General features: G+C 62.3%; 12 protein-coding genes, 2 tRNA genes and 1 pseudogene. 2 read left to right on the top strand and 13 right to left on the bottom strand.

Annotated features, from left to right (window positions below):
* The 12 genes and pseudogenes from DBR12_RS22845 to uvrB all read right to left on the bottom strand — a co-directional run.
* Positions 1 to 277 (bottom strand): annotated as a pseudogene (locus tag DBR12_RS22845) (histone deacetylase family protein); the annotation flags it as partial.
* Positions 278 to 444: 167 nt separating this feature from the next.
* Positions 445 to 519, bottom strand: a tRNA-Val gene (locus tag DBR12_RS12790).
* A gap of 50 nt (positions 520 to 569) precedes the next feature.
* Positions 570 to 644 (bottom strand) — tRNA-Val (locus tag DBR12_RS12795).
* A 38-nt stretch (positions 645 to 682) separates the two neighbouring features.
* Positions 683 to 1,396 carry a DNA polymerase III subunit epsilon gene (gene dnaQ / locus DBR12_RS12800; RefSeq protein WP_108617594.1) on the bottom strand — a complete coding sequence of 238 codons (714 nt, stop codon included), beginning with the start codon at positions 1,394 to 1,396 and terminating at the stop codon, positions 683 to 685.
* A 1-nt stretch (position 1,397) separates the two neighbouring features.
* Complete coding sequence (gene fdx / locus DBR12_RS12805) at positions 1,398 to 1,736, bottom strand: ISC system 2Fe-2S type ferredoxin (RefSeq protein WP_108617595.1); 339 nt, start codon at positions 1,734 to 1,736, stop codon at positions 1,398 to 1,400.
* A 41-nt stretch (positions 1,737 to 1,777) separates the two neighbouring features.
* A complete protein-coding gene (gene hscA, locus DBR12_RS12810) occupies positions 1,778 to 3,649 on the bottom strand; it encodes a Fe-S protein assembly chaperone HscA (RefSeq protein WP_108617596.1) in 1,872 nt (623 codons plus the stop codon).
* Between the two features lie 72 nt (positions 3,650 to 3,721).
* Positions 3,722 to 4,240 carry a Fe-S protein assembly co-chaperone HscB gene (hscB, locus tag DBR12_RS12815; protein ID WP_108617597.1) on the bottom strand — a complete coding sequence of 173 codons (519 nt, stop codon included), beginning with the start codon at positions 4,238 to 4,240 and terminating at the stop codon, positions 3,722 to 3,724.
* Between the two features lie 104 nt (positions 4,241 to 4,344).
* A complete protein-coding gene (iscA, locus tag DBR12_RS12820; protein WP_108617598.1) occupies positions 4,345 to 4,668 on the bottom strand; it encodes an iron-sulfur cluster assembly protein IscA in 324 nt (107 codons plus the stop codon).
* A 15-nt stretch (positions 4,669 to 4,683) separates the two neighbouring features.
* The gene (iscU, locus tag DBR12_RS12825) at positions 4,684 to 5,088 is read right to left on the bottom strand and encodes a Fe-S cluster assembly scaffold IscU (protein WP_063459050.1); all 405 of its coding nucleotides are present in this window, start codon (positions 5,086 to 5,088) and stop codon (positions 4,684 to 4,686) included.
* Positions 5,089 to 5,127: 39 nt separating this feature from the next.
* Positions 5,128 to 6,348, bottom strand: a complete 1,221-nt coding sequence (locus tag DBR12_RS12830) for an IscS subfamily cysteine desulfurase (RefSeq protein ID WP_108617599.1) — start codon at positions 6,346 to 6,348, stop codon at positions 5,128 to 5,130.
* A 112-nt stretch (positions 6,349 to 6,460) separates the two neighbouring features.
* Positions 6,461 to 6,997, bottom strand: coding sequence for a Fe-S cluster assembly transcriptional regulator IscR (iscR, locus tag DBR12_RS12835; protein ID WP_108617600.1), 537 nt, complete (start codon positions 6,995 to 6,997; stop codon positions 6,461 to 6,463).
* A 244-nt stretch (positions 6,998 to 7,241) separates the two neighbouring features.
* The gene (gene uvrB, locus DBR12_RS12840; protein WP_108617601.1) at positions 7,242 to 9,332 is read right to left on the bottom strand and encodes an excinuclease ABC subunit UvrB; all 2,091 of its coding nucleotides are present in this window, start codon (positions 9,330 to 9,332) and stop codon (positions 7,242 to 7,244) included.
* Between the two features lie 105 nt (positions 9,333 to 9,437).
* Between uvrB and DBR12_RS12845 the strand changes: the two genes are divergently transcribed.
* Positions 9,438 to 10,634, top strand: a complete 1,197-nt coding sequence (locus tag DBR12_RS12845) for an amino acid aminotransferase (RefSeq protein ID WP_108617602.1) — start codon at positions 9,438 to 9,440, stop codon at positions 10,632 to 10,634.
* 34 nt (positions 10,635 to 10,668) lie between these two features.
* A complete protein-coding gene (locus DBR12_RS12850; RefSeq protein WP_199226683.1) occupies positions 10,669 to 10,812 on the top strand; it encodes a hypothetical protein in 144 nt (47 codons plus the stop codon).
* 217 nt (positions 10,813 to 11,029) lie between these two features.
* Here DBR12_RS12850 and ygiD read toward each other — a convergent pair whose 3' ends face one another.
* Positions 11,030 to 11,935 carry a 4,5-DOPA dioxygenase extradiol gene (ygiD, locus tag DBR12_RS12855; RefSeq protein ID WP_108617604.1) on the bottom strand — a complete coding sequence of 302 codons (906 nt, stop codon included), beginning with the start codon at positions 11,933 to 11,935 and terminating at the stop codon, positions 11,030 to 11,032.
* Positions 11,936 to 12,070: the final 135 nt, after the last annotated feature.

The raw sequence follows: 12,070 nt of genomic DNA on the forward strand, positions 1-12,070 counted from the left end.
AGGGAAATGGCTGAACCGTTGCATTTGCAACAGGGTCCAGCGCCAGCCATTGTTGCCAGGCGGTCTGCAAAAAGGCGAGGTAACGCGGTGCATGGACCTGGGCCAGCACAGGGCTGCTGTCCACGTCCGGGGCCAGCAGCCCGTGACCGCGTGCGCGCAGGGCCTCTTCCACGTAGTCCACCCGCGAAGGTTTTTCAAAACAGGGCACCCGCTCGCCCCGGAAGAATTCATGGACAGGAGCATGCCCCGTGTGCAGGGGATTGTGGAAAGTGATCATGGGGTTGGCGCCATCAAGCAGTGGGGAAAACCGCAGCGGGCACGCGCCGCTGCAGGCCATCAAGCCCACCACTGTAGCGGCTTGGCAACGCGCGGCAGCCAAGTGAACCGCATGCACGCCGACAAGAAAAAACCCCTGCAGACCAGAAATCTGCAGGGGTTTGGTATTGGTGGGTGATACATGGATCGAACATGTGACCCCTGCCGTGTGAAGGCAGTGCTCTACCGCTGAGCTAATCACCCGTCGCACCCACCTTGAAGCAAGGCCGTAGCGCGAAAGCCTGTCAAAAGCGTGGTGGGTGATACATGGATCGAACATGTGACCCCTGCCGTGTGAAGGCAGTGCTCTACCGCTGAGCTAATCACCCGTGTCGCTGTGACAAGCCTTAGATTATGGCACAGGTTTTCAGGCCTGTTGAGAAGTTCGCCAAATTGTTTTGCCTCCGCTGGCCTTGTCGATCTGCGTGAGCACCTCCGCATGCGCCGCCTGCTCCTGCTCGCTGGCGCGCAGCACCGGCAACACCAGGCCACGCAAATCGATGGCGGCGACTTTCACGCCATCGGCACCTTCCTGGGCATCATCGGCGATGAGCAACGCGTCCTGCCCGCGCGTGAGGTTGATGTAGACATCGGCCAGAAGCTCGGCATCCAGCAAAGCGCCGTGCAGCGTGCGGCCTGAGTTGTCCACGCCAAGGCGGTCGCACAGGGCGTCGAGCGAATTGCGTTTGCCCGGGTACATCTCCTTGGCCATGGCCAGGGTGTCGGTCACGCTTTCCACATAGGTGCGAAACGCGGGGCGACCCACCAGTTCCAGCTCCTTGTTCAAAAAGCCCACGTCAAACGCCGCGTTGTGGATGATGATCTCGGCCCCTTGCAGGTACTGCAGGATGTCGTCCACCACCTCGGCAAACTTGGGCTTGTCCTTGAGGAACTCGTTGCTGATGCCGTGCACCTTCAGCGCGTCTTCATGGCTGTCGCGGCCCGGGTTGAAGTACAGGTGCAGGTTGTTGCCGGTGAGCTTGCGGTTGAGCAGCTCCACGCAGCCCAGCTCGATGATGCGGTCCCCGCCCTCGGCAGACAAGCCGGTGGTTTCGGTGTCGAGAACGATCTGCCGTGTCATTTCAGTGGTTTTCCTTCGCGTGGTTGATCGTGTACTTGGGTATTTCCACGGTCACGTCGGCTTGCGCCAGGATGGCCTGGCACGACAGGCGCGACTGCGGCTCCAGGCCCCAGGCGCGGTCAAGCAGGTCTTCTTCCTCTTCCTCGGCCTCGTTCAGCGAGTTCAGCCCCTGGCGCACGATCACGTGACAGGTGGTGCAGGCGCAGCTCATGTCGCAGGCGTGCTCGATGTTGATGTGGTTGTCCAGCAGCGCCTCGCAGATCGATGTGCCTGCGGGGGCCGTGATTTCGGTGCCTGCGGGGCAGTATTCAGGGTGCGGAAGGATCTTGATGACGGGCATGGGATGGTCTTGTTTTTGTTCGGGAGATGCGTTCGGCTAAATCAGAGGGCCTGCACGTTCTTGCCGGCCAGCGCCTGCTGGATGCCCCGGTTCATGCGCTGTGCCGCAAAGGCTTCGGTGCCCTTGGCCAAGGCGTCGGTGGCGGCTTCGATGACGGCGGCATCGTCAGCGTCGCGCTGGTGGCGCAGGGCCACCATCAGAGCATCGATGGCAGAGCGCTCTTGCAGGCTCAACACATCACCATCGGCGTCGAGCGCGCTCTGGGTGGCAAGCAGCATGCGGTCGGCATCCACACGGGCTTCGACCACGGCGCGGGCCTTCATATCCTGCGCGGCTGTGGCAAAGCCGTCTTGCAGCATGCGGGCGATCTGCTCGTCCGAGAGGCCATACGACGGCTTCACATCGATGCGCGCCTCCACGCCACTGCCCTGCTCCCTGGCGCTCACGCTCAGCAGGCCATCGGCATCGACAGTGAAAGTCACGCGGATGCGCGCGGCCCCTGCAGCCATGGGCGGAATACCACGCAACTCAAAACGCGCGAGGCTGCGGCAGTCCTGCACCAGGTCACGCTCGCCCTGCACCACGTGGACCGCCAACGCGGTCTGCCCGTCCTTGTAGGTGGTGAAATCCTGCGCCTTGGCCGTGGGGATGGTCTCGTTGCGCGCCACGATGCGCTCGACCAGCCCCCCCATGGTTTCGATGCCCAGCGATAGCGGGATCACATCCAGCAGCAGCAGGTCGCCTGCCGTGTTGTTGCCCGCGAGCTGATTGGCTTGGATGGCGGCCCCCAAGGCCACCACCTCGTCGGGGTTCAGGTTGGTCAGTGGCTCTTTGCCAAAAAATTCGGCCACCGCACGCTGCACCTGGGGCATGCGGGTGGAGCCGCCCACCATCACCACGCCCTGCACTTCGTCACGCGCGAGATGAGCGTCGCGCAACGCGCGGCGCACGGCAGCCATGGAACGCGCCGTCAGCTCAGCGGTGACGGCTTCAAAATCTGATTTCTTGACGTCAAAATGGGCCTCCCCGCGCGACAGTATTGCCTTAAACGCTACTAAATCAGTAGCAGTCAACGCTTCCTTGCAGGCGCGGGCCGCCATGCGCACGGCCGACTTGTCGGCAGCGGTGACGGCTTCCAGCCCCAGTTGCTGCAGCACCCAGTCGGCCAGTGCGGCGTCGTAGTCATCACCGCCCAGGGCCGAATCGCCGCCGGTGGCAATGACTTCGAACACGCCCTGCGTCAAGCGCAGGATGGAGATGTCAAAGGTGCCCCCCCCGAGGTCGTACACGGCGTAGACACCTTCGCTGGCGTTGTCGAGCCCATAGGCAATGGCCGCCGCCGTGGGCTCGTTGATCAGGCGCAGCAGGTGGATGCCCGCGAGCTTGGCAGCATCCTTGGTGGCCTGGCGCTGGGCATCGTCGAAGTAGGCAGGCACGGTGATGACTGCGCCATAAAGATCGTCATTGAAGGTGTCTTCGGCCCGGTAGCGCAGCGTGGCCAGGATCTCGGCACTGACTTCAACGGGCGACTTGTTGCCATCCACCGTTGCCAGGCTGACCATGCCCCCTGCACCCGCGTCGCTGGCGGGAACGAAGTCGTAAGGCAGCTTGCCCGCCTCCGCCACGTCTTTCAGGCCTCGGCCCATGAAGCGCTTGGCCGAGGCGATGGTGTTGCGCGCATCCTGGGCCTGGGCGGCCACGGCGTCGTACCCGATCTGGCGCCCGCCGTTCTCCAGATACCGTACCACCGAAGGCAGCAGCACCCTGCCCTGCGCGTCGGGCAGGCATTCGGACACACCATTGCGCACGGCGGCCACCAGAGAGTGGGTGGTGCCCAGGTCGATGCCTACAGCAATGCGCCGCTGGTGCGGGTCGGGGGACTGGCCGGGTTCGGAAATCTGCAGAAGCGCCATGAAATTTCGGGTCTCAACGTGGTGGGGCCTGCCGTCACACAAACGGAGGCCTAGGGGGGAAGCAAAACCGCTCTATTGTCCCAGTTGCTCTCGGCGACGTTCAATGTCGTCGGCAAATCGCGCAATGAACATGAGGGCTCTGACCTGGCGGGCAGCGCCCGCGTAGTCCTGCTGCTGGTCGATAAGCTGCCCGCAATGCGCCAGCGCGTCACGGCGGGCTTGGCTGACACCGTCATCCAGCGCATCGAGTTCGCTCTCGGCACGGGCCTCTTCCAGCGCCTCGCGCCACTCCATCTGCTGCATGAGGAAGGCTGCCGGCATGGCCGTGTTGTCTTCGGCGTTGATGGGTGCGCCGTGCAGCTCGCACAGGTAGGCCGCGCGGCGCATCGGGTCCTTCAGCCGCTGGTAGGCCTCGTTGATGCGCACGGACCATTGCATGGCCACGCGCTGCGCGGCGGCGCCCTGCGCTGCAAACTTGTCGGGGTGCGCTTCGCGCTGCAGCTCTTTCCAGCGCGCGTCGATAGCGCTGCGTTCCTGCGCAAAGCGGCGGTCGAGGCCAAACAGTTCAAAGTCGTCAGATTGCAGGTTCATGCGCAGAAGGGGCGAAGCAAAAAGTGCAAGAAAAAACCGCCAGCACAAAGCGCGTTGGCGGTTTCACGGTGCAGCGCAGCGGGCTGGCGAGCGTTCACACCTTCTCAGACGCGGAAGCTCTCCCCACAACCGCAGCGGTCACGCTCGTTGGGGTTGTTGAACTTGAAGCCTTCATTCAGGCCCTCGCGCACAAAGTCCAGCTCGGTGCCGTCGATGTAGGCCAGGCTCTTGGGGTCGATGAGCACCTTGACGCCGTGGTTTTCAAACACGACGTCCTCAGGCTCGCTGTCGTCCACGTACTCCAGCTTGTAGGCAAGCCCCGAGCAGCCGGTCGTCTTGACCCCCAGGCGCACGCCCAGGCCCTTGCCTCGGCGGGCAAGGTAGCGGTTGACGTGCCGTGCAGCGGCTTCTGTCAGCGTGATGGCCATATCGCTCTCGGTTGCTCAGGCAGCGGTGGCGGCAGTGGCCGCGTGTTTGGTCTTGTAGTCCAGCACGGCAGCCTTGATGGCGTCTTCAGCCAGGATGGAGCAATGCACTTTCACGGGCGGCAGGGCCAGTTCTTCGGCGATTTCGCTGTTCTTGAGCGCTGCCGCTTCGTCCAGCGTCTTGCCCTTGACCCATTCGGTCACCAGCGACGACGAGGCAATGGCCGAGCCGCAGCCGTAGGTCTTGAAACGCGCATCTTCGATCACGCCGGTCGCGGGGTTCACCTTGATCTGCAACTTCATCACGTCGCCGCAGGCAGGCGCACCCACCATGCCGGTGCCCACCGAATCGTCACCCTTGTCGAAGGAACCCACGTTGCGGGGGTTTTCGTAATGGTCAACCACTTTTTCTGAGTAAGCCATGATGTGTACCTCTTCAATGCTTCAAAAATCTTCAGGGATTCAGTGCGCAGCCCACTGGATGGTGCTGATGTCGATACCGTCCTGGTACATCTCCCACAGAGGACTCAATTCGCGCAGACGGGCCACGTTCTCGCGGATGGTGGAGATCGCATAGTCGATCTCTTCTTCGGTCGTGAAACGACCGATGGTCATGCGCAGGCTGCTGTGGGCCAGCTCGTCGCTGCGACCCAGGGCGCGCAGCACATAGCTGGGCTCCAGGCTGGCGGATGTGCAAGCCGAGCCAGAGGACACCGCCAAACCCTTGATGCCCATGATGAGCGATTCGCCTTCGACGTAGTTGAAGCTCATGTTCAGGTTCTGCGGCACACGGCGCTCCATGCTGCCGTTGATGAACACCTGCTCGATGTCCTTGAGGCCATTGAGCAGGCGCTGCTGCAGTGCATGGGCCTTGGCATTGCTCTCTGCCATTTCTTCCTTGGCGATGCGAAAAGCCTCGCCCATGCCAACGATCTGGTGCGTAGGCAAGGTGCCCGAGCGCATGCCACGCTCATGGCCGCCACCGTGCATCTGAGCTTCCAGGCGCACGCGGGGCTTGCGGCGCACGTACAGCGCACCCACGCCCTTGGGGCCATAGGTCTTGTGGGCCGTCATGCTCATCAGATCGACGGGCAAGGTGGCCATGTCGATCGCGACACGGCCTGTGGCCTGGGCGGCATCCACGTGCAGCAGGATGCCTTTTTCGCGGCACAGCGCGCCGATGGCGGGGATGTCCTGGATCACGCCGATCTCGTTGTTCACGAACAGGATGCTCACCAGGATGGTGTCAGGGCGGATCGCCGCCTTGAGCACGTCCATGTTGACCAAGCCGTCTTCCTGCACATCGAGGTAGGTGGCCTCAAAACCCTGGCGTTCCAGCTCGCGCATCGTGTCCAGCACGGCCTTGTGCTCGGTCTTGAGTGTGATGAGGTGCTTGCCCTTGCCCTTGTAAAACTGGGCAGCGCCCTTCAAGGCCAGGTTGATGGACTCGGTGGCGCCGCTGGTCCAGACGATTTCGCGGGGGTCGGCACCAATCAAGTCGGCCACCTGCACACGCGCCTTCTCAATGGCCTCCTCAGCCTCCCAGCCCCAGGCATGGCTGCGCGACGCGGCGTTGCCAAAATGCTCACGCAGCCAAGGGATCATGGCGTCCACCACACGGGGGTCCACCGGGGTCGTGGCGCCATAGTCGAGATAGATGGGGAAGTGCGGGGTCATGTCCATGGCTGGCTCAGTAAAGGTGTCTGGCTGGCAGATTTACGAGAAAAAGTCGATGTTCAGCAAAACGCGTTCAGGGCGGCGCCGACCCCAAGGGCCGACGCGGGCGCTGCAGGCTTCAGGATTTCGCGAAAACGTTGCCCAGCGCAAACACCGAATTGGGGGCATTCACGCGGATGGGCTTGACCACGGGTGTTGTAGAGATCGCGCGGCGCACCACGGGCTTGTCTTCGATCTGAACACCCTTGGCGAGTTGTTCGTCCACGAGCTTTTGCAGGGTCACGGAGTCGAGGAACTCCACCATGCGCTGGTTGAGCGATGCCCACAGCTCGTGCGTCATGCAGCGACCAGCTTCGCCCATGCAGTTCTCCTTGCCACCGCACTGCGTGGCATCAATCGGCTCGTCCACGGACACAATGATGTCGGCTACCGTGATGTCACCCGCCTTGCGAGCCAGGGTGTAACCGCCGCCGGGACCACGGGTGGATTCCACCAGTTCATGGCGACGCAGCTTGCCAAAAAGCTGTTCGAGGTAGGACAGCGAAATTTGCTGGCGCTGGCTGATCGCAGCCAAAGTAACTGGGCCGTTGTTCTGACGCAGTGCTAGGTCAATCATGGCAGTGACCGCAAAACGGCCTTTGGTGGTGAGACGCATTGCAAGCTCCTTGTGCTGAGGCTCGTTCGTAAAAGAAACTGCCTGCGCTGGCTAGTGGTCAGCACGGGCACCGTCTCCGCCCCTAACTCCACGCAGCGGTCTGCGCGGAGCCCTTCATCGTTGGGCTTTGTTCTTGAGTGTTTTGTGTGAGTATAACACAAATCCCTATTGAATTTGTCGGGATAAAAAACCAACAGGTCGCAATTTGACCGCAATTGTATTTTTCGTTCATTCACCCCTGCGCTCACAAGGCCATCGAGTCGCCCCCGTGCGCACCAAAAGCCTGGTCTTTGAGCCGTGAGAGCTGGTCGCGCACACGGGCCGCCTGCTCGAACTCCAGGTTGCGCGCATGCTCCAGCATGAGCTTTTCCAGCCGCTTGATCTCGCGTGCCACGTCCTTTTCTGACATGTCCTCCACCTTGGCGCGCTGCAGGGCTTCCTGCTCCAGCCGCTCGGCATCCTTGCCCGCTTTTTCGCTGTAAACCCCGTCAATCAGGTCTCTTACCCGCTTGACAATGCTGCGGGGCGTGATTCCGTGAGCATCGTTGTGTGCGATCTGCTTGATGCGGCGGCGTTCCGTCTCGCCCATGGCTTTTTTCATGGACTCGGTGATGCGGTCGGCATACAGGATGGCCTTGCCATTGAGATTGCGCGCTGCGCGGCCAATGGTCTGGATCAGGCTGCGCTCGGCCCGCAGGAAGCCTTCCTTGTCGGCGTCCAGGATCGCCACCAGCGACACCTCGGGGATGTCCAGCCCCTCGCGCAGCAGGTTGATGCCAACCAGCACATCAAACGCCCCCAGGCGCAGGTCGCGGATGATTTCCACGCGCTCCACGGTATCCACGTCGCTGTGCAGGTAGCGCACCTTCACGCCGTTGTCGGTGAGGTAGTCGGTCAACTGCTCGGCCATGCGCTTGGTCAGCGTGGTGATGAGCACACGCTCCTCTTTTTCCACCCGGATGCGGATCTCCTGCAACACGTCGTCCACCTGGTGAGTGGCGGGGCGCACCTCCACCACGGGGTCTACCAGGCCGGTGGGGCGCACCACCTGGTCCACGATCTGGCCGGAATGCTGCTTTTCGTAGTCGGCAGGCGTGGCCGTGACAAAAATCACCTGCCGCATGCGCTGTTCAAACTCTTCAAACTTGAGGGGCCGGTTGTCCAGTGCCGAAGGCAGGCGAAAGCCGTACTCCACCAGCGTGGTCTTGCGCGAACGGTCGCCGCTGTACATGGCGTTGAGCTGGCCGATCATCTGGTGGCTTTCGTCCAGGAACATGATCGCGTCCTTGGGCATGTAATCGGTCAGCGTGCTCGGCGGGTCGCCGGGCGCTGCACCCGACAGGTGGCGCGTGTAGTTCTCGATGCCCTTGCAGTGCCCTACTTCGCTGAGCATTTCCAGATCGAAGCGGGTACGCTGCTCCAGGCGTTGCGCCTCCACCAGCTTGCCATCTGCCAGAAGCTGTTTCAGGCGGTCTGCCAGCTCCAGCTTGATGGTCTCGACTGCCGCCAGCACCTTGTCGCGCGGCGTCACGTAATGGCTGCTCGGGTACACGGTAAAACGCGGAATCTTCTGCTTGACGCGGCCCGTGAGCGGGTCGAACAACTGCAGGCTCTCGATCTCGTCGTCAAACAGCTCGATGCGGATCGCCAGTTCGGAGTGTTCGGCCGGAAACACGTCAATCGTGTCGCCCCGCACGCGGAACTTTCCGCGCGAAAAATCCGCCTCGTTGCGCTGGTACTGCATGCGGATCAGTTGCGCAATCACGTCCCGCTGCCCCAGCTTGTCGCCCACACGCAGCGTCATCACCATGCGGTGATAGCTCTCGGGCTCGCCAATACCGTAGATGGCCGAGACGGTGGCCACAATCACCACGTCCTTGCGCTCCATCAGGCTCTTGGTGCAGGAGAGCCGCATCTGCTCGATGTGCTCGTTGATCGCGCTGTCCTTCTCGATGAACAGGTCGCGTTGTGGCACATAGGCCTCGGGCTGGTAGTAGTCGTAATAGCTCACGAAGTACTCGACAGCGTTCTTGGGGAAGAACTCGCGGAACTCGCTGTAGAGCTGTGCGGCCAGCGTCTTGTTGGGCGCAAAGATGATGGCTGGGCGGCCCATGCGCGCGATCACATTGGCCATGGTGAAGGTCTTGCCCGAGCCCGTCACACCCAGCAGGGTCTGAAAAGTTTCCCCATCGTGCAGGCCCTCCACCAGCTTGGCAATGGCCTCGGGCTGGTCGCCCGCCGGGGGGTACGGCTGGAACAGTTCGAAGGGAGAGTCAGGGAAGCTGACGAATTCGCCGTCTTGCGTTTCCGTAATGACCTGTGTGATATCCGGCATGGGTGCAGTCAACGAGTGGGAGGGGCGGACCGTTAAAATCGGCGCAACCCGGCACAGTACACCACGCCCGGATTCTTCGCTACTGACAACCTTTCAAGGATTTTCATGTCTCTGTTCACCGCCGTCGAAATGGCCCCCCGCGACCCCATCCTGGGCCTCAACGAGCAATTCAACGCCGACACCAACCCCAACAAGGTCAACCTGGGCGTCGGCGTTTATTTCGACGACAACGGCAAGCTGCCCCTGCTGCAATGTGTGCAGGCAGCAGAAAAGACCATGATGTCCACCCCCACGGCCCGTGGCTACCTGCCTATCGACGGCATCGTGGCGTACGACAACGCCGTGAAGGCTTTGGTGTTCGGCGCGGACAGCGAACCCGTCACCTCGGGCCGCGTGGCGACAGTGCAAGCGGTGGGCGGCACGGGCGGCCTGAAGATCGGCGCTGACTTCCTCAAGAAACTCAGCCCCGGCGCCAAGGTGCTGATCTCCGACCCCAGCTGGGAAAACCACCGCGCGCTGTTCACCAACGCCGGATTTGAAGTGGACACCTACGCGTACTACGACGCCGAAAAGCGCGGCGTCAACTTCGACGGCTTTCTGGCCAGCCTGAACGCTGCAGCCCCCGGCACCATCGTTGTGCTGCACGCCTGCTGCCACAACCCCACCGGCTACGACATCACCGCCGCCCAGTGGGACCAGGTCATTGCCGCCGTCAAGGCCAAGGGCCTGACACCTTTCCTCGACATGGCTTACCAGGGCTTCGGCCACGGCATCGCTGAAGATGGCGCTGTGATCGGCAAGTTTGTGGCTGCAGGCCTGAACTTCTTTGTCTCCACATCTTTCAGCAAGAGCTTCAGCCTGTACGGCGAGCGCGTGGGCGGCCTGTCGGTGCTGTGCGCCGACAAGGAAGAAGCCGGCCGCGTGCTGAGCCAGCTCAAGATCGTGATCCGCACCAACTACTCCAACCCCCCCATCCACGGTGGCGCGGTGGTGGCCGCTGTGCTGAACAACCCCGAGCTGCGCGCCATGTGGGAACAAGAACTGGCCGAAATGCGCGTGCGCATCAAGGCCATGCGCCAGAAGCTGGTGGACGGCCTCAAGGCTGCGGGCGTGAAGCAGGACATGTCCTTCATCACCACCCAGATCGGCATGTTCAGCTACTCGGGCCTGACCAAGGACCAGATGGTGCGCCTGCGCAATGAGTTCGGCGTGTACGGCACCGACACTGGCCGCATGTGCGTGGCAGCCCTGAACAGCAAGAACATCGACTACGTCTGCCAAGCCATTGCAAAGGTCGTCTGAGCACGATGAGAAGGCGGCGCTCGCGCGCCGCTTTGTGAGCGAAACGCTCCAGAACCCGCACAACGCGGCCCTTCTGGAGCGTTTGCCGTTTCTGGGCCTGCACGATGCGTGGCTGGTGGCAGGCTGCCTGCGGCAGACGACGCAGCCCGCCACAGCAGGCCAGCCTGAGAATTTCTAACTTTTTGGGCTACTTCCGCCAGATAGATAAGTCTTTCTAGCTATCAAAAAAAGAGCAAATAGAAGCAAAATTGAAGCTACTGAGTCGGCATCTTTGAACTTGAAAAATCCGTTCGGGCTGAGCCTGTCGAAGCCCTGCGCGGCGCTTCGACAGGCTCAGCGTGAACGGTTCAAGTTGATTCAAGCCGATTCAATAAAAGCGGCACAGGCTCAACCCGTCACCCCCACAGCACCGACCGCATCGAAATCGACGCCGACTGGTAGCCGGTGTTGAAAAAACGCGGCATCTCGCTGGACTCCACCACACCGGCGGCGTACAGCAGCGGCAGATAGTGCTCGTGCGTGGGGTGCGCCTGCTGGGCCACAGCACCGAGTTTCTGAAAGTCCTGCAGGGCACCGAGTTGGCCCTTCTTGATCTGCTCCTGCACCACGGCGTCGAACTCGGTAGCCCAGTCATACGCTTCGTTGGCGGCCGAGCCACGGCGGGATGCGCGCAGGTTGTGCACGATGTTGCCGCTGCCCACAATCAGCACACCCCGCTCGCGCAGGGCCTTGAGCTGCTGGCCCAGCGCATAGTGCTCGGCCGGTGCACGGCTGTAGTCCATGCTGAGCTGCAACACCGGGATGCGCGCCTGGGGGAACATGGGCTTGAGCACCGACCAGGTGCCGTGGTCCAGGCCCCATTCGCCCTCATCCACACCCAGTGCGGCGCCGGTGGCAGGAGATTTCAGCTCCTTGGCCAGGCTGCGCGCCACCGCTGGTGCGCCCGGCACGGGGTACTGCTGGTCAAACAGCGCCTGGGGAAAACCACCAAAGTCGTGGATGGTTTTGGGGTTGGCCATGCCGGTGAGCTGCCAGCCACCACGCGTGAGCCAATGGGCCGATACACACAGGATGAGCTGCGGCTGCACCGCGCGCGCCATCAGCTCCGCGCCCATGGCCTGCCAGCTGCGGCGCCAGGCGTTGTCCTCGATGGCGTTCATGGGGCTGCCATGGCCCACAAACAGCACGGGCATGCGGGGCGAGGGCTTGAGCGCCTGCAGCGCAGACGCCGTGGCGGCACTGCTCAGGGACGTGGTCATGAAAGCTCCCGGAAAGGCGGCCAGGCCCATGAGGGCGGCCAAAGAGGTTCTGCGTTGCATGGGTCAGGGAGCGTAACAAATTATGTATAACGCAGGGAGTGAGCCCGGGCGCACCACGAAGTTCCGGCACCGCCCCCCTGCATTCAAGAACCACAACACCGAGACACACCCCCACCC

It is taken from the genome of Acidovorax sp. HMWF029 (genome assembly GCF_003060895.1).
Lineage (GTDB): Bacteria > Pseudomonadota > Gammaproteobacteria > Burkholderiales > Burkholderiaceae_C > Acidovorax.

Bases quoted from the DNA above. Each gene is read 5' to 3' on its own strand.
- iscR (WP_108617600.1), bottom strand. From the start codon at position 6,997: ATGCGTCTCACCACCAAAGGCCGTTTTGCGGTCACTGCCATGATTGAC.
- uvrB (WP_108617601.1), bottom strand. From the start codon at position 9,332: ATGCCGGATATCACACAGGTCATTACGGAAACGCAAGACGGCGAATTC.
- hscA (WP_108617596.1), bottom strand. From the start codon at position 3,649: ATGGCGCTTCTGCAGATTTCCGAACCCGGCCAGTCCCCCGACCCGCAC.
- DBR12_RS12845 (WP_108617602.1), top strand. From the start codon at position 9,438: ATGTCTCTGTTCACCGCCGTCGAAATGGCCCCCCGCGACCCCATCCTG.
- iscU (WP_063459050.1), bottom strand. From the start codon at position 5,088: ATGGCTTACTCAGAAAAAGTGGTTGACCATTACGAAAACCCCCGCAAC.
- dnaQ (WP_108617594.1), bottom strand. From the start codon at position 1,396: ATGACACGGCAGATCGTTCTCGACACCGAAACCACCGGCTTGTCTGCC.
- fdx (WP_108617595.1), bottom strand. From the start codon at position 1,736: ATGCCCGTCATCAAGATCCTTCCGCACCCTGAATACTGCCCCGCAGGC.
- DBR12_RS12830 (WP_108617599.1), bottom strand. From the start codon at position 6,348: ATGGACATGACCCCGCACTTCCCCATCTATCTCGACTATGGCGCCACG.
- iscA (WP_108617598.1), bottom strand. From the start codon at position 4,668: ATGGCCATCACGCTGACAGAAGCCGCTGCACGGCACGTCAACCGCTAC.
- hscB (WP_108617597.1), bottom strand. From the start codon at position 4,240: ATGAACCTGCAATCTGACGACTTTGAACTGTTTGGCCTCGACCGCCGC.